Genomic DNA, 20,378 nt, shown 5'->3' with positions numbered 1-20,378 from the left:
CAGAAAATGGCGCTCAAAAAATAACTTATTTTAGGAATAGATTGCATGTCTGAAGCTCTTTGGCAACCCTCTGCAAGTGTAGAATTATTAAAACAACGTTCTGAAATTATTAGTAAAATAAGACATTTTTTTTATCAGCGTCAGGTGATGGAAGTGGATACTCCAGCATTGAGTCAAGCCTGTGTGAGTGATATCCATTTACATAGTTTTTGCACCACTTTAAGCGGCCCTGCCGCGCCAAAAACTATGCCTTTATATTTACAAACTTCGCCTGAATTTCATATGAAGCGTCTGCTGGCTGCGGGGAGTGGTTGTATTTATCAAATTGCCAAGGCATTTCGAAATGAAGAAGCTGGGCGCTACCATAACCCTGAATTTACGATGCTGGAGTGGTATCGCGTTGGTTATAACCATTTCGCGTTAATGGATGAAATGGAACAGTTGTTGGAGTTGGTATTAGGCTGTGGTTCTTGTGAGCGCTTAAGCTATCGGCAGGCTTTTGAGCGACACTTAGGTTTTAATCCTCTGGAGGCTGAGCACGCTCAATTTATGGTGGCGGCGAAAGAATTAGGCGTGGCTGACTTGGTGGCTAAAGAACCTGAACGCGATACGATTTTACAGTTGTTGTTTAGTCTCGGCGTAGAGCCTCATATTGCGCAGCAGCGTCCCTGTTTTGTATACCATTTTCCAGCCTCACAAGCTGCCTTAGCTAAAATATCTAGTACTGATCCGCAAGTGGCTGAGCGTTTTGAGCTGTATTACAAGGGGATAGAATTAGCCAATGGTTTTCATGAGTTGACCGACGCCCAAGAACAAGCAGAACGCTTCGCGAACGATCAGGCTTATCGAAAAGTAAATGGCTTAGCTGAAGCTGAGCTTGACCAACGATTTTTAGCGGGCCTAGCAGCTGGTTTGCCAGCTTGTGCTGGTGTCGCTCTGGGCATCGACCGTTTGTTGATGTTAGCGTTTGGGCAAACCCATATCCAGCAGGTGCAAAGCTTTAGTATTGAGCGTGCCTAGTTCAATATACTCATTCACTTAAATTCCCGCTTATCGGTTTAATATTTATTCTGGTAGGTACTTATCTACTTGTTTAAGCGTTTTAGAAGCGTGCAAGTATGCTGTTACATTTCAAAAATGAGCGAGCATGGAACGAGCAGAAATAATCGATTCAGGGTTTTCCACCGCTGATTCTGAATTCCCAGACATTTATATAGTTGAGGGGGATTTAGTCCTGAGATTCAAAGATTGGCAAGAAGTCCAACGTGAAGTTTTCTTTTCTGATGTTGTTGCCTTTAAATGGCAAACGATCGAAACCTTCATCGAAGGCGAAAAATACGATAGAAGCCATTTGATTAAAGATTCATCTTGGCTGGCTGAGCATATAAAGCAAGGTGAAGTCGGAGAGCAAGAAGAGTGCAAACACTTCAAGTTCAATTTTAACGGTAACGGGCAACTAGAGGTAATTTGCAATGGTTTTACGGTCAAAATGTAACAAATCAAAGCGCGCGGACTTGGTAAAGCGGTCACCTTTTTTGTTCCAAAAAGCCGTCAACTTTACCAATCCGTTGTTTGAGGCGTTAATATTACAGGAACAGCATCATTGCGATGTAGAGCAGGCTAAGTCCGGTTGCTCCAATAATCCCGCCAACTTTAATTAGGTCTTTGGTTTCGATAAAGCCAGTTGAGTAGGCTAAAGCATTTGGTGGTGTACTAACCGGAAGCATCATGCCGAGTGAGGCTGATAAGGCGACAATGATTAGCAGTGTTGTAATACCAGCGTCGCCGTCTAATCCGTTTAAGCTGGTGGCTACTGCTGCAGCAATGGGCATGATTAAGTTTGCTGTCGCGGTATTTGACATGAAGTTGGCCATGACCACACAAATGAGTGATAACACCACAATCACCGCTAAGGTTGGCAAACTCGTGAAGTCGATAGAGGTGGCGATTTTGGATGCTAAACCACTTTTTTCCAAGGCCATTCCCATGGCGATACCGCCTGCAACCAGCCATAAGACATCCCAGTTGAACAGTTTCAAATCTTCTTTACCGATCACACCGGTGAGGGTAAATATTGCGAGTGGGATAATCGCGACCACATAACTATTCATGCCATGCCAAGCGGTGCTTAACCATAATAAAATGGTCAGAGCAAAGGTACTATAAACAATATAAGCGCGAGCACTGCGTTGAAAACAACCGCTTAGCTTGAGTTCTAATATCCCTGTTTTAGAAGGATAAAGTTTACATAAGATGACCCAGGCAATTGCCAGCTGGATCACCACAAAAGGAATGCCAAAGGCCATCCAAGATGCAAATGTGATTTGCCCTTCAGGAATATATTGTAGGGCGATGGCATTGGGTGGTGTGCCAATGGGGGTGCCTATTCCCCCCGTATTAGCGGCAACAGGAATGGCTAGAACCAAGCCTTTCATCCCTAAGTCGGTACGTGGCGCTGTGGCAATGATAGGCCCCACAATCGCAAGCATCATTACCGTAGTGGCAGTATTGCTCATGAACATACTGAAGACTGCAGTGATTAACATAATCCCAAGCATTATCATAGGGATCCGCTTACCAAAGGGTTTCAGTAGTACTCGAGCGAGGTTGTTATCTAGCTCAAACTTTGAGGCGGCGATAGCGAGCGAAAATCCGCCCATAAATAACATGATTATGGGCGAAGAAAAAGCGCCAAAAATGCTCGTGTAGGGCAATAAATCACCCATGGGGCTTGGGCCTGTATCGGTAATGAAGGCACTGATCCCCTGATTGGAGATCAACACTAATTCTAGTGTAATAATTAGAAGTGAAGTGGCAAATACTGGCACCGGTTCAAAAATCCATAATAAGGCTGCTAGCACGAATATGGCGATGATACGGTGTTGAACCACGGTGAGTTCAGGTAGTGGGATCAGGCTCGTGGGGAGCGCTAAAATAATGAGTGGGATGATGAAACAAACAACAAGCTTTATATTTTTAGATGAGGTCATACTTTATATATCTCTCGGGGCCGTTGATCTTTTAGGTCAATTTTTGTTCGAGATAAAAGCGTCTTATTTGAAATGACAGGTATATTTACTTAGCGAGCTAAGTGAACACCTCTCAATCTTCCTTATTTAAGTGAAGATCTCAAACGCTTTTGGCCGAACCCTTCGGGTAGCGCTTATTGCTCATATATACTGCGTTCTTCTGCGATTCATTCTGGTGCTTATTGGCATCGGTCGGTCTTGTTAAAATGAGTAAGCTACGGCTGAAAAAACAACCAGTAAAGGTTAATCGACCCGAGAATAATCGAGTGTCAGAAGCCATGAACAGCATCTACATTACCCAAACAACTTATGGCTTATTGAGAGATACATCTAATTGTGGGTAGGCGATATCGATGTTATTTGTCGTAAACTTGTCGTTGATCAAAGTGTAAAACTCGTGAGCCATTGGTAAACGATAACGCATCTCACTTACGTAGACTCGCATCTCATATTTCATTCCATGATCTGTATACTCGGTAAAGTGAACTTCGGGAGCTGGGTTAGCCAGTACCAGACTATTATGATTGACTGCGTCTTGTAATAGCTGAGTAACTAATTGATTATCGCTACCTTGTTTGACTTGCACCGTTAATACCACGCGGGTGATGGGATCGGTGAGTGACCAGTTAACAAATTGCTCGGTAATGAATGCCTTATTTGGAACGATAATTTCCTTTCTGTCCCAATCAACAATGGTTGTTGCGCGAGTCTCAATATTTGAAATATTCCCTGTGAGTTCACGAATGGTGACGGTATCCCCGATGCGGATTGGTTTTTCAAATAAGATGATTAAACCAGATATAAAATTGGCAAAGATTTCTTGTAAACCAAAACCTAAGCCAACGGTTAGTGCGGCCACTAACCATTGTAGTTTCGCCCATTCGATGCCTAATAATCCAAATCCAGTGAAAATACTGAATAGAATGACTAAGTAATTGATCACGGTGGTAATGGCGAAGCCAGTTCCTGGGCTGAGCGATAAATGCTGTAATACCATGAGCTCTAGTAGGCCAGGCAAGTTGCGAATTAATAGAGTTGCAAATAAAAATACTAATAAGGCGGAGCCTAACGAACGTAGCGTGATCGGGTCAACCATCGCTACGCCCGCACGACTGGTATTGCTTTCCCATAGGGTGATGTTATCTAAAAACGAAAAGGCACTGGTCATTTCAGACCAACTCCACAGCAACACTAAAATCAAGGCGAGTAATAGTACCGCCCGTAATAGGCCTAAGGATTGTGCGCTAATTGTATCTAAGTCGATTTCTGGCTCTTCAATTGCATCGAATGCGCCTTCATTCGATAGCTGCAGGTTTTCGTCTTCACCCTGGTCCGCGAGGCGTTGTGCGATCATCTCTACGCGGCGCGCTTTGGCACGTTCGAAGGCAATTCTGCGACGCTGTAATAACATCCAGCGATGACTCAGGAAATAGGCTAGAAGGAACACACTGGCGATAATGGTACTCACAAGGACTTGCCAATAGACGGTATATGCAGTGGCAAAAAAACCAGCCGCTGCAGCGAATGCGGCGAGTAAGGGAATACTTATGACGGCTCCCCAAATTAGCCTCTGAGCTAATTGTGGCGCCTTAAAAATATCTAAACGGTAGTTGACGGGTAACTTGATGCGATAGAGTCGATGAAAGCCATAAGCAAGCCAAATGAGTAGACTGATGAAAGCTAGGCGAGCCAAGGCGCTATAAGCGGGTTGGCTGGTTTGCACGATACATAGTTTTAGCACAAATATGAGCGGTAAACTGATATAGGTCACATGACGGATCAGGTTTATCGCTTGGCTGATGTTGACCAGTGGCCACTTAAAGTGGGTATTAAGTAAGCCATTCTTTTGGCAAAATTGTTGCACCAGATGGAATAACCAAAGCGTCGTAGCAACGCTCATTAAGCCTTTACCAAAATCACGAGCAAAGGCATATTGCCAGTCATAGCTTAAAGCAAAGCCGACACTCCCAATCAATAGAGCGAGAGGCGTGGCAACGGCGGCGCTTAACAGCATATTACTGAGGGTGTAGGCAAATTTATCCCGAGTAATATTGCCGGTTTTTGAGTCGATGCGTTGCAGGTAACCTTTTAGCCAATGCTTTTTCAAATAGGCCACATAGACTGCGCTGGCAGCTAATGTGCTTAACCAAATTAGCCATAGCCAAGACAATTGTTGTATTGCCTGAACCACTTGCATGCGTTGCTGGGGATGAAGTAACCATAAAACCGCATCTCGCAGCTCGGTAAAAAAACTAAGATCGATGGCTTTGACATCCGCGGTCCAAAACAGTTCTTGGTTAGCTTCTTGGTGAATGGTACTCAGTTCATCATTGAGGCGGGAATAATCGAGTTTTAAACGAGCGAGTTCAAATAGGCGAGTGTCTAATTCTAAGAGATACTTGTCGGATAGCTGTTGATTTAGACTAAGTTGTTGATTAACGACGTCTTGTAGGGAAGGGCTCAACTGCGCTAATACCTTTTGTCGTTCGCTTACCTCTGCTTGATTTCGTTGGCTATACAAGACATTTTGTTGGCGGTGTTTGTTGATCCGCACGTCTACGATTTGTTGCTCTATGGGCGCGAGTGTCTTTGGCTTGGGTAAGCGGGCGATTTGCTCGCGTAAATATTCTCCGTAGGAACGGGTAACTTTTAACCACGAGACTTGTTCTTTGAAGTTGGCGAAGGTGAGCTTGATATGTTCTAACTCATCATTCACGGCTTGTTGTTGCTGAGCAATTTGTTCGCCTTGCTCGAATAGTGCGGCCAGTTGGGCTTGAAGGTTTTGGTTTTGTGCGACTAAGTCTTTTACATAAACCTGTTTGAGCAGTTCAGGTGCTTCAAAAGCTAATTGGGCGGAGAGACGCTTGGTTTCTGCACGATGCCCGATAGCCATTTGGTTCTTGAGCTGTTCTACTAAGCGTTTTTCGGCTACCTGTTTACGTTGCGCTAGAGTAATTTCAAGTTGCAACAATTCATTGCGGTGATTGGCACTTTGCGCTGCTAATTCAAGCATTGCCAGTTGGGCAGTTAAACTGGCCTCGGTAACTTGCGCTTTGACTCGTTGTGCTTCTTCAATGTCACTGAGTACACCAAATTGAAGTTTTTCTAACTTGTTGCGTACGTTCGTAAGCTGTTGTTTCAGAGGTCCACTACGCTGGTGATTCTCACTGACGTCTAAATCTATTCGATACTGATTTTGTTTTAGTTCGTCTATCCGAGTATTTGTTTGGTTGAGTTTATTCTGCCATTGACTTAGTTGTTGATTAATCTGGTTATTATCTAATATCGTTAAGTCGAACTCGGGCGCTTGATAGTGATTGAGTTGATTTTGCAGCGCTGACCTTAGGCTTGAAAAATTGTTGATCACATCGCGATATCGCTTGGCCTGTTCGCGATAGCTGTCTCCCTCATGCAATAGGGCTAAGGATTCTTCGTATATGAGTTGTTGCTGTTGGTTATTGAGGTTATTTGGCTGAACGTCTATCGAGTTAATCAGTCCTTGCAGTTGAGTATCACCACCAATATTTGCACTCACGTTAACGCTGAATAATAGTATCGATAGGATGAGCCTGCGAGTGACAACAGTTAGATTCATTTTTGGTCGCCAAGATTAAAGCAAGTGAACTTGCATTAAGTTTTTAATCAGAATAAATAATGGGATAAAGCCAAAATATGCTGGATGACTGGTCAAACATATTTTGGCTTCTATTTTAGGCTTTGGAGGCGAAATGGCGCCCCATGACCGTTGGTATACTTTCTGCCAGTGATGATTCAAATTCGATGGCGTCTTTAGCGAACAACATGACGACCGTCGAACCCAGCTTAAATCGTCCCATTTCGTCGCCTTTAGCGAAGTGAAGGTCTTGGTCTTGGTAATCCCAACTAAAAACTTGCTTGCCGCGAGGTGGGGTGACGGTTCCCGACCAAACGGTTTCTATGCTGGCAACAATGGTTGCTCCAACTAAGACCATCGCCATCGGGCCAAATTCGGTGTCAAAAATTGCGACCACTCGCTCGTTACGGGCGAATAAATTGGGCACATTGGCGGCAGTTAGTGGGTTGACTGAGAATAACTGACCAGGGACGTAGATCATACTTCTCAGTTTGCCATCGCAGGGCATGTGAATACGATGATAATCTTTTGGTGCGAGGTAAATGGTTGCAAAATCACCATCAGAAAATTCTTCCGCTAAGGCTTTATTTCCGCCAAGTAGTTCGCAGGCACTATAGTCATGACCCTTCGCTTGAATAATTCGGCCATGCTGAATTGGCCCGAGTTGACTCACTGCACCATCGACTGGATGTGCAAGGTTTTGCGCTCCATCTACAATGGGACGAGCGTCAGGTTTTAGCGGGCGAGTAAAAAAGGCATTAAAACTTGGATAGCTAGCGGGATCGGGGTTTAAGGCGTCTTGCATATCAACCTGATAGCGACTAATAAATTTTTTAATCAGCCAATGACTAAATTTGCCAGCTTCAGCTTGAGCCAACTTGCCGACTAGACGTGACAATCCATGTTGTGGGAAGCAGTATTGGGCGGCAACTTTAATTTTATCTAACACTCTGAGTTCTCGTTATTGATTGAATTTGTTTCCGGGAATGGTTCGAGGCGGCTTATTATTTTCCATTGTTTCTAATAAACGTAGGTAACTGTCAAAGCGCTGTTGTTTGATCTTGCCTGATTCTATGGCTTCTTGTATAGCGCAACCGGGATCTCCTTGGTGCTTACAGTCTCGAAAACGACATTGATTTAACCATTGACGAAATTCGATGAATCCCCATGCCACTCGTTCTTTTTCTAAATGCCACAGTTGAAATTCGCGAACTCCCGGAGAATCGATGAGTCTTCCTCCGCAGTTTAAGTGATACAAACGCGCGGTCGTGGTGGTGTGTTGACCCAAGCCAGACTGTTCGGATACTTCTTTGGTATCAATGCTTTGTTCTGGTAGTAAACTATTTACTAAAGAACTTTTTCCTACGCCAGACTGGCCCACAAAAATACTAGTTTTGTTGACCAAATGTTGGGCTAGCTCTTGTAAGCCTTGTTCTTGCTTGGTACTGGCATAAATTATTTTGTAACCTAAGTGCCGATAGTTCTCGAGTTGCGTATGGATGATTTTTTGTTGCTCGGGATCTAATAAATCTATCTTGTTCAGTAAAATAACGGGTTCTAAACCGACATCTTCTACCGCGACAAGGTAACGGTCGACGATATTCGTCGAAAATTCAGGTAGTACCGCGGAGACGATGACGACTTGATCGATATTGGACGCAATGGCTTTGATACCGTCGTAAAAATCAGGTCGGGTGAGTACCGATCGTCGTTCGTGGCGGGCTTCAATGACCCCTCGAATACCAGACTGTTCTTCGTTTCCGGCGCGCCATACGACTTCATCACCAGTTACCAGAGAATCAATTGAGCGGCGCATATTACAACGAAAGATTTCTCCGTCGTTGGCCTCCACATCGGCATGTTGACCGAAGCGGCTGATGATCGTTCCTTCTTGTTGAGAGCCTAATTGCTCATCTAACCATTGGTGATTATCTTCTTTTTTTAAGCGCTTTTGTTGGTTACTTCGTACACGTCGAAGTTGTCCTTGGCTCAGTTTCTTTCTCTTGGTCACGAAAACTGCTATTCAAGTAAGGGTAATAAATCGCTATGATACCGCTTAACAAAGCTTTGCGGAAAATATTTCCAAATATAATGGGGCAACATGACTGTTAGTGAACAGAATTTAATTTGGGTGGACATGGAGATGACTGGTCTCGAGCCCATGAATGATCGTGTCTTGGAGATTGCGAGTATTGTGACCGATGCTCAATTAAATATCCTTGCCGAAGGGCCAGTGATAGCTGTTTACCAATCTGACGCGGTACTGGCGGGGATGGACGAATGGTGCACTAATACTCACAATGGCTCCGGTTTGGTTAAACGAGTTCGAGCTAGCACGATTGATGAACAGCAAGCTGCCTTGCAAACCATCGATTTTATTAAACAATGGGTGCCTCAGGGGGTATCCCCGATGTGCGGTAATAGTATCGGTCAGGATCGCCGTTTTATGCATCACTATTTACCAGAACTCGAAAAGTTTTTTCATTATCGCAACATTGATGTGAGTACGGTCAAAGAATTAGCTCGTCGTTGGCGACCTGAGATTTTAGATGGTTTTAGCAAAAGTGGCACCCACTTAGCCTTAGATGATATTCGCGAATCGATTGCTGAAATGCGTCATTATCAAAAAACTTTCTTCAAGCTGGGCGAAAACTAAGCAAACAGTTGCTTCGGGCTGTTTTTTTACCGAGGAACTATTGCAAAGGCGAATTTTCCTCGTATAATTCGCAGCCCTGAAAGACATGAACTGTTTCGGTTCACGTTTTTATGTAGGCAGCACTAGCTCAGTGTGGGAATAAAGAGTAGCGCAACCTTGGTTGAATACTCACTCATATTAAATAGTGATAAAGATTTAAGCGGCACTAGCTCAGTGTGGGAATAAAGAGTAGCGCAACCTTGGTTGAACACTCACTCATATTAAATAGTGATAAAGATTTAAGCGGCACTAGCTCAGTGTGGGAATAAAGAGTAGCGCAACCTTGGTTGAATACTCACTCATATTAATTAGTGATAAAGATTTAAGCGGCACTAGCTCAGTTGGTAGAGCGCAACCTTGCCAAGGTTGAGGTCATCGGTTCGAACCCGATGTGCCGCTCCAATTTAAAGTTTTAGTTATTTACAGATAATTGAAGCGGTAAGAAAGATTTAAGCAGCACTAGCTCAGTGTGGGATAAAGAGTAGCGCAACCTTGGTTGAACACTCTCTCATGTTAAATAGTGATAAAGTTTTAAGCGGCACTAGCTCAGTGTGGGAATAAAGAGTAGCGCAACCTTGGTTGAATACTCACTCATATTAAATAGTGATAAAGATTTAAGCGGCACTAGCTCAGTTGGTAGAGCGCAACCTTGCCAAGGTTGAGGTCATCGGTTCGAACCCGATGTGCCGCTCCAATTTAAAGTTTTAGTTATTTACAGATAATTGAAGCTGTAAGAAAGATTTAAGCGGCACTAGCTCAGTGTGGGATAAAGAGTAGCGCAACCTTGGTTGAACACTCACTCATGTTAAATAGTGATAAAGATTTAAGCGGCACTCGCTCAGTGTGGGAATAAAGAGTAGCGCAACCTTGGTTGAATACTCACTCATATTAAATAGTGATAAAGATTTAAGCAGCACTCGCTCAGTGTGGGAATCAAGAGTAGCGCAACCTTGGTTGAATACTCACTCATATTAAATAGTGGTAAAGATTTAAGCGGCACTCGCTCAGTGTGGGAATAAAGAGTAGCGCAACCTTGGTTGAATACTCACTCATATTAAATAGTGGTAAAGATTTAAGCGGCACTCGCTCAGTGTGGGAATAAAGAGTAGCGCAACCTTGGTTGAATACTCACTCATATTAAATAGTGGTAAAGATTTAAGCGGCACTAGCTCAGTTGGTAGAGCGCAACCTTGCCAAGGTTGAGGTCATCGGTTCGAACCCGATGTGCCGCTCCAAATGAAAGCCCTGCATCGATGATGTGGGGCTTTTTTATGTCCTGAGTAAAACGGCTTCTGTTGTTCAGCTAACGTCGGTTTCAGTCTTGTTTGCTACTGTTGATGCAGAGCATACATTGCAGCTCCTACAATCCCCGCCTGATTGAGTCCTTGGGCCGATAATACTTCCGCTTTTACCGTGAGTTGAGCCGAATATTTTTCAAATTTCTTACTGGCCCCTCCACCAATAATGAAGCAATCGGGAGACATTAAAAATGCTAAGCGTTGTAAATATAGGTCGAAGCGCTTTCCCCATTTTTTCCAGCTCAAATCTTCGGTCTCACGCACTCGTGCACTGATGTAATGTTCAGCGACTTGATGATTGAGAATGAGGTGACCCAATTCAGTATTTGGGAGTAACTGACCATTGACAAAGACCGCACTACCAATGCCGGTGCCTACCGTTACGACTAGTACGACACCGCGGTGTTGAATCCCAGCACCAAAGGCCATTTCAGCCATACCAGCTGCATCCGCGTCGTTGAGTACATAGCAGGGGCAATCGGTATATTCAGTAAATAGCGACTCAACATTGGTGCCAATCCAGCTCTGGTCGATGTTTGATGCCGTTTGGGCGACGCCGTGATGCACGGTGGCGGGAAAGCCACAACCAATGGGTCCTTGCCAATTAAAAAAAGCTACCATTTGTTTCATGCAAGCAGCAACGGCTTGAGGTGTGGCTGGTTGCGGTGTGGTGATTCGCTGTCGTTGGCTAATTAACTGTCCAGTTTTTGAATCTACGATGGCGGCTTTAATGCCTGTGCCACCAATATCTACGCCAAGTATATGCATGAGTTGCTTCCATTCTATGGGTTACAAAAAGTGTAACAGAAGTTGCATAAGCGAAACATCAGGCATCACGAGATAATCCTTTCTCTACAATACGGATCAATCTGGCCGTTTTGCGGGAGGCTTGGGCAGCCCTGTTTTGTTGTTGTTTGATGGCCCAGTCGATATGTTGTTGTACTTGCTCGGTGACGCCTTGTTTATTTTGTAGTTGTTGCAATATTTGCTCGGAGTAAGGCGCGTTACCTAATGCAATTGCAATGTTACGTAGCCATTGTTGATGGCCGATGCGTCGAATGGCAGAGCCTTCAGTTTTGCTTAAGAATTCCGCTTCAGTCCATGCGAATAGAGCTAAGAGGTCTGGTTGGTTGAGTTGTTCCCGCTTGGCAAAGTCTGGTTCTTGGCTTAGCTGAGCATAGCGATTCCAAGGACATGCCAGCTGGCAGTCGTCGCAGCCATAAATTCGATTGCCCATAAGAGGGCGCAAGTCTTCATCGATCACGCCGTCATATTCGATGGTGAGATAAGATATACAGCGCCGAGCATCAACTTGATAGGGCGCGACGATGGCCTGAGTTGGACAGATGGTTAAGCAAGCCACACAATCACCACACTGATGTTCAACCGCCTGGTCGCAAGGCAGGGGGAGGTTGATAAACAGTTCTCCCAAAAAAAACCAAGAACCAGCATCCTGATTAATGAGTAAGCTATGCTTGCCGGTCCAACCTAAACCCGCTTTGGTGGCGAGTTGACGTTCTAGAACTGGGGCTGAGTCGACAAAGGGACGCATGTTTAGCTCACTATCGCAATATTGGCTAATGGCCTTGCCCAGCTGATTGAGTCGTTTACGCATTAATTTATGATAATCTCGGCCTAAAGCATAACGGCTGATATAGGCTTGTTCGGTATGGTTTAAACTTTGGGCAAATTGGGCGTGTTCAGGCAAATAATCCATACGAACTGAAATGATGCGCATAGTGCCTTCATGCAATAACTCAGGATGCTTGCGAAGCTCGACATTGCGCGCTAAATAATCCATCTCGCCGTGGTAGCCTTTTTCTAACCAGCGTTCCAGCTGTTGATGATGTTGACTAAGATCCACATCTGTAATGCCAATTTGCTGAAAACCTAGCGATTTAGCAGTGAGCTTGATATGTTGAACCAGCTGATTCAGGTCTATTTCGGATGGTAGGGGCATGGGGCAAAAGCACGGTTTATTTACCGCAAGTTTACCACAAAGTTTGTGGTCAGCCGAAGCGGTGAAAGCTCAAGAAGCAGTATTGGCCATAAAACAAGGGCTTAGTTTGTTCACGCTGATGGAGCGTGCAGGGCAAGCAGCTTTTGCATTTCTGCAACATCGTTGGCCCAATGCACGGCGTTTATTGGTATTTGCTGGTGGCGGTAATAATGGTGGGGATGCCTATGTATTAGCGCGACTCGCGAAGCAAGCCCATTTACAAATTCAATTGATTGAACTTGGTTTGGCCGAACGCTTGCCTGAAGAGGCCCGATTGGCTCGACAGGCATGGTTAGCGGTCGGTGGAACGCTCGACTCTATGGCGGCCTTTGAGGGCCCATGTGATGTGATTGTTGATGGTATATTCGGAACTGGGCTTGCCGGTGAAATACGTGAACCTATTGCAGGCTTGCTGACGAAGATTAACCAATTATCTGCACCAGTGTTAGCCTTAGATCTTCCTTCCGGTTTGTGTGCTAATACAGGGCGTATTTTTGGCGTTGCACTCAAAGCTAGCGCAACGATTAGTTTCGTTGGTTTAAAACAGGGCTTATTTACCGGCCAATCTGCTGATTATGTGGGAGATTTGGTGTTCGCTGGATTGGGGATTGGAGATGATTTTTCCCAAATGAATCGCAGTCGAGTGGAACGAAATTTACCCGCTCCATTGTGGACTTTATTAACGAAACGCAGTCGCGTGGCACACAAAGGCCAATGTGGTCGCTTAGCTCTGCTGGGGGGTAACCTTGGTATGCCGGGGGCAATCCGTTTGGCTGCAGAAGCAAGTTTGCGCACTGGTGCAGGTTTGGTCAATGTGCTCACTAAACCAGAACATCTTGCGTTGATGTTGGCGGGGCGACCCGAATTGATGGTGATGGGCGTTGAGCTTGAACAGAGGTTATTACTGAAAGATTTATTAGCCAAAGCAAATAGCTTGGTCGTTGGACCGGGCCTCGCGCAAGATCGTTGGGCTGGTTTTCTATGGACAGAAGCCTTGGCACGGAAATGCAATTTATTGGTTGATGCAGATGCTTTAAATTTGTTAGCACAGCAGCCTGAAAGGCGGGACAACTGGGTACTTACACCACATCCAGGCGAGGCGGCGCGCTTGCTGCAGTGTTCCGTGTTGGAGGTTGAACAAGATAGGATTGCCGCTGCACTGAAGATCCAGCAGCGCTTTGGCGGCGTTTGTGTTCTTAAAGGTGCTGGTACTATTATTGCGGGTGATGGTAAGAAGGTAAAAATATCGACCTTCGGTAATCCGGGAATGGCATCGGGGGGGATGGGAGACGTATTGTCTGGTATCATCGGCGGTCTGATTGCGCAATTGAGTGGGCAGTATGGTTTATTTGATATTGCCTGCCTTGGCGTTAGTATTCATGGCATGGCGGCAGACTTCGCTGCGGAGCAAGGTGAAAGAGGCATGTTAGCCTCCGATTTGATGCCTTATATAAGAAAACTGGTGAATCCAAATAGTAATGAAAATCTGGCAAACTGAATTAAATGACGCACAAGCGACGGTTGCTTTAGGTGTCCGCCTCGCGAAAGCTTGTGAGCAAGCCTTGGTGATTTATCTGGCGGGTGATCTTGGCGCAGGTAAAACAACACTCACGCGAGGCTTTGTCCAAGGTAAAGGGCATCAAGGTAAGGTAAAAAGTCCAACTTACACCCTGGTTGAGCCTTATCAACTGGGTGAGTGGCGAGTCAACCATTTCGATTTATATCGCTTAGCCGATCCAGAGGAACTAGAATTTATAGGGATCCGCGATTATTTTGGTGAAGATTGTTTATGTATCGTTGAGTGGCCAGAGAAAGGGCTTGGTTTTTTACCCGAGCCAGATTTGCTAGTTGAGTTGGCATATCAGGGGGAGCAGCGTTGCGTCCAAGTGAAGGCCCTCAGTGTTCAAGGAGAGAGTATCGTGGAGCAGTTGAGTCAAGATGCGGTTTAATGTTTTGTCTGGTCGCTGGTTGTGGCTCAGTCTCTATTTAGTGAGTTGCTTGGCCTACGCAGGTAGCTCCGTCTCGGGGGTTAGGGTATGGAGTGGTCCAGATAATACTCGGATCGTGCTCGACCTTTCAGCCGCACCTGAGTTTAGCTACTTTAATTTAAAAAAGCCGGATCGTTTGGTGCTTGATTTAAAGAATAGCCAAATGAAGGTTGAACTGAGCAAAGTCGATATCTCTGGTCGATTGGTTAAAAAAGTTCGAGCGAGTACCCCTAAAGAAAAGGACGCTTATCGGCTGGTTGTTGAGCTGAATCAGCCAGTTACGCCGGTGGTATTTGCGCTTAAACCAACGGGTAATTATGGCCATCGCTTAGTGATTGATTTACCTGACAAGGTAGGTTCCGCCGCCACAGAAAAGAAACAACAGCAGATCTCGAAAACTAAAACCCAGCAGCAGTTGGAAGGGAATCGAGACATTATCATTGCGATTGATGCAGGCCATGGTGGCGAAGATCCTGGGGCGATTGGTCGCCGTAAAACTTATGAAAAAAGTGTCACTTTAGCCATTGCTAAGCGAGTACAGCGTTTAATTGATAAAGAGTCGGGATTGAAGGGCGTGTTAATTCGCCAAGGGGACTACTTCGTTAATTTAAATAAACGTTCGCAAATCGCACGTAAGAGTAAAGCTGATTTTCTGGTCTCTATTCATGCCGACGGCTTTACTTCTTCGCAGCCTAAGGGGGCTTCGGTATGGGTCGTATCTACTCGCCGTGCAAAGAGTGAGGTAGGCAGACATCTAGAAGATCACGAAGCAGAATCAGACTTATTGGGAGGGGTTGGTGAGTTAATGAGTAATACTGACAATGATGCGCATCTCAACTTTGCCCTGATTGACATGCAAATGGATTATTCGATGAATACCGCTTATCAAGTGGCAACACAGGTCTTAAGTCAACTCGGTAAGGTCACTACTTTACATAAGAAAAAGCCAGAACATGCGAGTTTGGCGGTGTTAAAATCGCCCGACATTCCATCGATTTTGGTTGAAGCTGGTTTTATTACGAATCACAAAGAAGAGAATTTATTGCGCTCTGGTAACCATCAACAAAAACTTGCCAAGGCCATTGTATCTGGGATTAAAAAGTATTATCAGAGGAAACCTTTACCTGGAACTTTGTACGCGAAAACCTATGGTGTAAAAAAGCACACGGTTAAAAAAGGTGAATCTTTGTCGGTATTAGCCGCTCGTTATAAGACCAGCGTCGCCGGTTTAAAAAAAGCCAATAAGTTATCTTCAAATACGCTCAAAATTGGTCAGGTTTTGACCATTCCTAATAGTTGATTAGATGCCGATTCAAATATTACCAGCACAATTAGCCAACCAAATTGCGGCTGGAGAAGTGGTGGAACGCCCTGCTTCAGTCGTGAAAGAGTTGATCGAGAACTGCCTAGATGCAGGGGCTACTCGTATCGAGATCGAAATCGATAAAGGGGGGGCGAAACGGATTTTGATCCGTGATAATGGCTCAGGCATTGAGCAACAACAGTTATGTTTAGCGCTAAGCCGTCATGCGACTAGTAAAATTGATAGTTTGGATGATTTAAGTTGCATTGCCACCTTAGGCTTTCGTGGCGAGGCTCTGGCTAGTATTAGCTCGGTATCACGTTTAAGTTTGAGCTCTCGAACTGCTGAACAAGCTCAGGCTTGGCAGGCTCAGGCGGCAGGCCGTGATATGGAGGTTAGTTTGCAACCTTGCGCTCATCCGGTGGGCTGTTCGGTTGAAGTTTTAGATTTGTTTTTTAACACTCCTGCGCGTCGGAAGTTTTTGCGTACCGAGAAAACTGAATTTTCGCACATAGATGAGTTACTAAAACGCTTAGCTTTGAGCCGTTTTGATGTTGCTTTAAGCCTGAAGCACAACGGTAAATTGACCCGACAATATCGTATCGCTGATAATTTAGATAAACAATTAAAACGCGTGGCGTCGGTGATAGGCCCTGCTTTTAGTCATCACTGTTTGCATATTGACAATCAACATGATCAGCTACGCTTACATGGCTGGCTGGGTTTACCTGAGGCTGCGAGAGCCCAAAATGATCAGCAGTATTTTTATGTAAATGGTCGAATGATGCGCGATAAGTTATTGCAACACGCCATTCGCCAGGCTTTCGCAAGTTATCTGGATGAACAGCAATATGCTTGCTATGTGTTGTATCTTGAATTGCCGCTTGACCAGGTTGATGTGAATGTGCACCCGGCTAAACATGAGGTGCGTTTTCATCAGGCTCGCTTAGTTCATGATTATATTGTACAGGTATTGGGTTCAGCTTTAAGCCATGTTCCGAACCCCCCAATTTCGTCCGTATCACCGCAAGATATTAACATTGCGAGCGCGACTGAGCACCGATCATTAGGAACCCCTGTTGCTAGCGAAAATAAGCGCTGTGCAGATCCTGTGCAAGTGCGTGAATCCAATTCGAGTCGGGTCGCTGAGGATCGCCATCACTACCAGTCTCATTTACAACGAGCCGATAAACCGAGTGTGAGTCAAGTCGCTGCAAATCAGAATTGGCTCAGTCGTAGCGCTGAGTTAAGTGCCGAATACAGCGCTGTTGCGACAAACACAAAGCCACAGAATGAGTTAAGCCTTCATCCATTACATATGATTGAAGAGGGCTATTTATTAGCGCGGCAAGCCAGCCAGTTAGGCTTAATTGATTTATGGGCGAGTTTACAGCACCTCAGTTTTAATCAGGCTTTGAGCCAATGGCAACAAGGTTTAGATAGCGTACCTTTATTGCTCCCCTTAAAGTTAACGATGAGCGATGATTTATGTGCTCTTGCGGTGCAGCAGCAGAGCGTATTGGGTCGTTTAGGCTTTACCTTAAATCAGCAAAATCGTACTCAGCTTATCGTCACGCAAGTTCCCAAGTTATTTAGAAAAGCTGATTTTGCTCAGTTGCTTCCGCGTTTGTTGGCAGCGATGCAGCAATTACCGCAAGACGAGTGGCAACAGCCAGAAGCCTTACTGAGTGGCTTGATTAAGCTACAGCTTAAACCCCAGCAATTTACTTGGGCACAAGCCTTGGACTGTTGCCAGCAGTTATGCGGTGAGTACCCTCAAGGGTTACCGAAGCGATTTTGGCAATCTGTTGATTTAAGCAAAACTATCGCAGGATTTATTCATGATTAAGCGTTTACCGATTGTGACTCTTATGGGGCCAACGGCTTCCGGTAAAACCGCCTTAGCCATTGAGCTTCATCAACAGTTTGGAATGGAGCTTATCAGTGTTGATTCGGCACTTATCTATCGCGGCATGGATATTGGTACGGCGAAGCCTACGGCGGCCGAGCAAGCCTTGGCACCTCATGCTTTGATTGATATTTGTGATCCTACCGAAGTCTATTCTGCAGCAGACTTTCGCCAAGATGCTCTGACTCAGATCGCAGCGATTCATCAACGCGGTAATATTCCGCTATTGGTGGGGGGCTCGATGTTGTATTTCAAAGCATTGGTTGAAGGTATTGCGCCCTTACCTGAAGCAGATCTGCAGCTTAGAGAACAAATTAAACAAGAGGCTGCGGTGAGCTCGTGGCAAGCCTTGCATGCACAGTTGCAAAGTTATGATCCGCTGAGTGCGGCAAGAATTAGTGTGAATGACCATCAGCGCTTGATGCGAGCGGTTGAGGTTTATCGCTTAACGGGTCAGTCGCTCACCGAAATTAATCGTATGCCTTTACCACCTTTGCCATTTCAGGTGCATCAGTTTGCCATTGCACCGACCGAAAAAAGTCAATTGCACGAACTCATTGAGCGGCGTTTTCACTTAATGTTGGAACTTGGCTTCGAAGCTGAGGTCGAAGGGCTGATGCAACGAAGCGATTTAGATTTGAGTCTGCCGTCGATGCGTAGTGTGGGTTATCGCCAGATGTGGCAATACCTTAGCGGAGAAATAGATTATGATGAAATGGTGTTTCGCGGTATTGTGGCAACACGCCAGCTAGCTAAGAAACAAATGAACTGGCTAAAAAGCTGGCCTTCTCTAACTTGGCTACGAAGTGCAGCATCGGAAAATAGCCAAATAATGGCGAATTCACTCGGTGACACTTGAAAATGTCTCTATAAGGCTCCAAGTTAGTGGTATATAATCGAATTTGATCTGTGCCAATTAATTTATAAGAAAAAAGGAACAATAACATGGCGAAGGGGCAATCATTACAAGACCCATTTTTGAATGCGTTACGACGTGAGCGTATTCCCGTTTCAATTTATTTAGTAAACGGTATTAAGTTACAAGGCCAAGTTGAATCATTTGATCAGTTTGTTATCTTGTTGAAAAACACTGTCAGCCAAATGGTATATAAACATGCTATCTCCACCGTGGTTCCTGCACGCGCAGTGCCACACCATAGTCCTGTACCTAGTGAAGCAAAGAACGAAGAATAGCAATTTGCTGAGGCTTATTAGCCTTGGTAAGTGCCAAGGAGTAAATTAGCTTGTTTGACCGTTATGAAGCTGGTGAGCAGGCCATCTTAGTTCATGTTAATTTTAATGACGAAGATGAGCGTGAGGACCTAGAAGAACTGAAGATGCTAGTCAGTTCGGCTGGGGTCAATGCGGTTGCTACTATCACCGGTAGTCGGGTTTCTCCCCATCCCAAATATTTTGTGGGGACGGGGAAAGCCGAAGAAATCGCAGAAATTGTAAAAAGTGCTCAAGCCGACGTGATTATTTTTAATCACGCCTTGTCGCCCGCACAAGAACGTAATTTAGAGCATCTTTGCGAGGCTCGGGTACTTGATCGTACCACCCTCATTTTAGATATTTTTGCTCAGCGAGCACGTACCCATGAAGGTAAGTTGCAGGTTGAGTTGGCCCAATTGCGTCATATGTCGACACGTCTGATTCGCGGATGGACTCACTTAGAACGTCAAAAAGGTGGGATTGGTTTGCGTGGTCCAGGTGAAACGCAACTTGAAACTGATCGACGCTTGCTACGGGCGCGTATTAAACAAATTACTCAGCGTTTAGATAAAGTGGGTAAGCAGCGTGAGCAAGGTCGGCGAGCTCGCCAACGGGCGGAACTACCAACCGTATCTTTGGCGGGTTATACCAATGCTGGTAAATCGACCTTGTTTAATCGAATTACCGAATCTAAGGTATATGCAGCAGATCAGTTGTTTGCGACGCTTGACCCAACATTGCGTAAAATTGAGATAGAAGATGTTGGGAAGGTAATTTTAGCGGATACAGTTGGCTTCATTCGTCATCTTCCTCACGATTTAGTTGCGGCTTTTAAAGCGACATTAACTGAAACGCGAGAAGCCCAATTATTGTTGCACGTGATCGATTGCAGTGATGAACGAGTGGCTGAGAATATTGAACAAGTGGAGCTGGTATTAGACGAAATTGGTGCTGGTGAGATCCCATTCTTACAGGTATACAATAAAGTTGATCAACTTGCTGATGTGAGTCCGCGTATTGAACGCGACGAAAAAGGCTTACCTCAGAAAGTGTGGGTATCGGCGTTAACGGGAGAGGGTTTGCCTTTATTGTATAAGGCGATCAGTGAACGTTTAGTTGGTGACATGGTTAACCACACTTTACGTTTGCCACCCAGTGAAGGCCGCTTGCGTAGTCGCTTATATCAGTTAGACTGCGTAGCAGGTGAGCGTTTAGACGATACTGGAAATATCGTTGTTGATATCCGATTAGATGCCATTTCATGGCAGCGCTTGGATAAACAATTTGACCATAGTTTAGATAGTTTTATTACTCAATGTGAGTAGGCATTTA

General features: G+C 45.0%; 16 protein-coding genes and 3 tRNA genes. 13 read left to right on the top strand and 6 right to left on the bottom strand.

Annotated elements, in window-relative coordinates:
• The first annotated feature begins 45 nt into the window (after positions 1 to 45).
• Positions 46 to 1,020: an elongation factor P--(R)-beta-lysine ligase gene (gene epmA, locus ACRRS0_RS19515; protein WP_432455924.1), complete on the top strand. Its 975-nt coding sequence runs from the start codon at positions 46 to 48 to the stop codon at positions 1,018 to 1,020.
• Positions 1,021 to 1,147: 127 nt separating this feature from the next.
• Positions 1,148 to 1,495 (top strand): hypothetical protein, encoded by a 348-nt coding sequence (locus tag ACRRS0_RS19510; protein ID WP_432455925.1) that lies wholly within the window; start codon positions 1,148 to 1,150, stop codon positions 1,493 to 1,495.
• 91 nt (positions 1,496 to 1,586) lie between these two features.
• Here ACRRS0_RS19510 and ACRRS0_RS19505 read toward each other — a convergent pair whose 3' ends face one another.
• The 4 genes from ACRRS0_RS19505 to rsgA form a co-directional block, all read right to left on the bottom strand.
• A complete protein-coding gene (locus ACRRS0_RS19505) occupies positions 1,587 to 2,990 on the bottom strand; it encodes an SLC13 family permease (protein ID WP_432455926.1) in 1,404 nt (467 codons plus the stop codon).
• 346 nt (positions 2,991 to 3,336) lie between these two features.
• Complete coding sequence (gene mscM / locus ACRRS0_RS19500; protein ID WP_432455927.1) at positions 3,337 to 6,624, bottom strand: miniconductance mechanosensitive channel MscM; 3,288 nt, start codon at positions 6,622 to 6,624, stop codon at positions 3,337 to 3,339.
• 115 nt (positions 6,625 to 6,739) lie between these two features.
• Positions 6,740 to 7,591: an archaetidylserine decarboxylase gene (gene asd, locus ACRRS0_RS19495; protein ID WP_432455928.1), complete on the bottom strand. Its 852-nt coding sequence runs from the start codon at positions 7,589 to 7,591 to the stop codon at positions 6,740 to 6,742.
• Between the two features lie 12 nt (positions 7,592 to 7,603).
• Positions 7,604 to 8,653, bottom strand: coding sequence for a small ribosomal subunit biogenesis GTPase RsgA (gene rsgA / locus ACRRS0_RS19490; RefSeq protein WP_432455929.1), 1,050 nt, complete (start codon positions 8,651 to 8,653; stop codon positions 7,604 to 7,606).
• A 90-nt stretch (positions 8,654 to 8,743) separates the two neighbouring features.
• On the opposite strand from rsgA, the gene orn reads away from it, so the two are divergent.
• The 4 genes from orn to ACRRS0_RS19470 all read left to right on the top strand — a co-directional run bounded on the left by orn (position 8,744) and on the right by ACRRS0_RS19470 (position 10,572).
• Entirely contained in the window at positions 8,744 to 9,298 is a 555-nt protein-coding gene (orn, locus tag ACRRS0_RS19485; RefSeq protein ID WP_432455930.1) for an oligoribonuclease, read from the top strand.
• A gap of 365 nt (positions 9,299 to 9,663) precedes the next feature.
• Positions 9,664 to 9,739: transfer RNA gene (locus ACRRS0_RS19480), tRNA-Gly, on the top strand.
• Between the two features lie 216 nt (positions 9,740 to 9,955).
• A tRNA-Gly gene (locus ACRRS0_RS19475) sits at positions 9,956 to 10,031 on the top strand.
• 465 nt (positions 10,032 to 10,496) lie between these two features.
• A tRNA-Gly gene (locus ACRRS0_RS19470) sits at positions 10,497 to 10,572 on the top strand.
• A gap of 93 nt (positions 10,573 to 10,665) precedes the next feature.
• On the opposite strand, the gene ppgK is transcribed toward ACRRS0_RS19470, so the two are convergent.
• Positions 10,666 to 11,403, bottom strand: a complete 738-nt coding sequence (gene ppgK, locus ACRRS0_RS19465; RefSeq protein WP_432455931.1) for a polyphosphate--glucose phosphotransferase — start codon at positions 11,401 to 11,403, stop codon at positions 10,666 to 10,668.
• A 58-nt stretch (positions 11,404 to 11,461) separates the two neighbouring features.
• The gene (gene queG / locus ACRRS0_RS19460; RefSeq protein WP_432455932.1) at positions 11,462 to 12,595 is read right to left on the bottom strand and encodes a tRNA epoxyqueuosine(34) reductase QueG; all 1,134 of its coding nucleotides are present in this window, start codon (positions 12,593 to 12,595) and stop codon (positions 11,462 to 11,464) included.
• Here queG and ACRRS0_RS19455 point away from each other — a divergent pair.
• From ACRRS0_RS19455 to hflX, 7 genes are all read left to right on the top strand, one after another.
• On the top strand, positions 12,594 to 14,132 hold the full coding sequence (locus ACRRS0_RS19455; protein WP_432455933.1) for an NAD(P)H-hydrate dehydratase: 1,539 nt from the start codon (positions 12,594 to 12,596) through the stop codon (positions 14,130 to 14,132). The genes queG and ACRRS0_RS19455 overlap by 2 nt on opposite strands.
• The gene (gene tsaE / locus ACRRS0_RS19450) at positions 14,113 to 14,583 is read left to right on the top strand and encodes a tRNA (adenosine(37)-N6)-threonylcarbamoyltransferase complex ATPase subunit type 1 TsaE (RefSeq protein WP_432455934.1); all 471 of its coding nucleotides are present in this window, start codon (positions 14,113 to 14,115) and stop codon (positions 14,581 to 14,583) included. The genes ACRRS0_RS19455 and tsaE overlap by 20 nt, the downstream gene beginning before the upstream one ends.
• The gene (locus tag ACRRS0_RS19445) at positions 14,573 to 15,922 is read left to right on the top strand and encodes an N-acetylmuramoyl-L-alanine amidase (RefSeq protein ID WP_432455935.1); all 1,350 of its coding nucleotides are present in this window, start codon (positions 14,573 to 14,575) and stop codon (positions 15,920 to 15,922) included. Before tsaE ends, ACRRS0_RS19445 begins: the two co-directional genes overlap by 11 nt.
• A 4-nt stretch (positions 15,923 to 15,926) precedes the next feature.
• Entirely contained in the window at positions 15,927 to 17,774 is a 1,848-nt protein-coding gene (gene mutL / locus ACRRS0_RS19440; protein WP_432455936.1) for a DNA mismatch repair endonuclease MutL, read from the top strand.
• Complete coding sequence (gene miaA / locus ACRRS0_RS19435; protein WP_432455937.1) at positions 17,767 to 18,693, top strand: tRNA (adenosine(37)-N6)-dimethylallyltransferase MiaA; 927 nt, start codon at positions 17,767 to 17,769, stop codon at positions 18,691 to 18,693. The genes mutL and miaA overlap by 8 nt, the downstream gene beginning before the upstream one ends.
• Positions 18,694 to 18,779: 86 nt before the next feature.
• Positions 18,780 to 19,028 carry an RNA chaperone Hfq gene (gene hfq / locus ACRRS0_RS19430; protein ID WP_432455938.1) on the top strand — a complete coding sequence of 83 codons (249 nt, stop codon included), beginning with the start codon at positions 18,780 to 18,782 and terminating at the stop codon, positions 19,026 to 19,028.
• Positions 19,029 to 19,078: 50 nt separating this feature from the next.
• Complete coding sequence (hflX, locus tag ACRRS0_RS19425; protein WP_432455939.1) at positions 19,079 to 20,371, top strand: ribosome rescue GTPase HflX; 1,293 nt, start codon at positions 19,079 to 19,081, stop codon at positions 20,369 to 20,371.
• Positions 20,372 to 20,378: the final 7 nt, after the last annotated feature.

This window comes from Agarivorans sp. QJM3NY_29, from assembly GCF_050870835.2.
Taxonomy (GTDB): domain Bacteria; phylum Pseudomonadota; class Gammaproteobacteria; order Enterobacterales; family Celerinatantimonadaceae; genus Agarivorans.
This window is presented reverse-complemented; position numbering and strand designations above follow the sequence as displayed.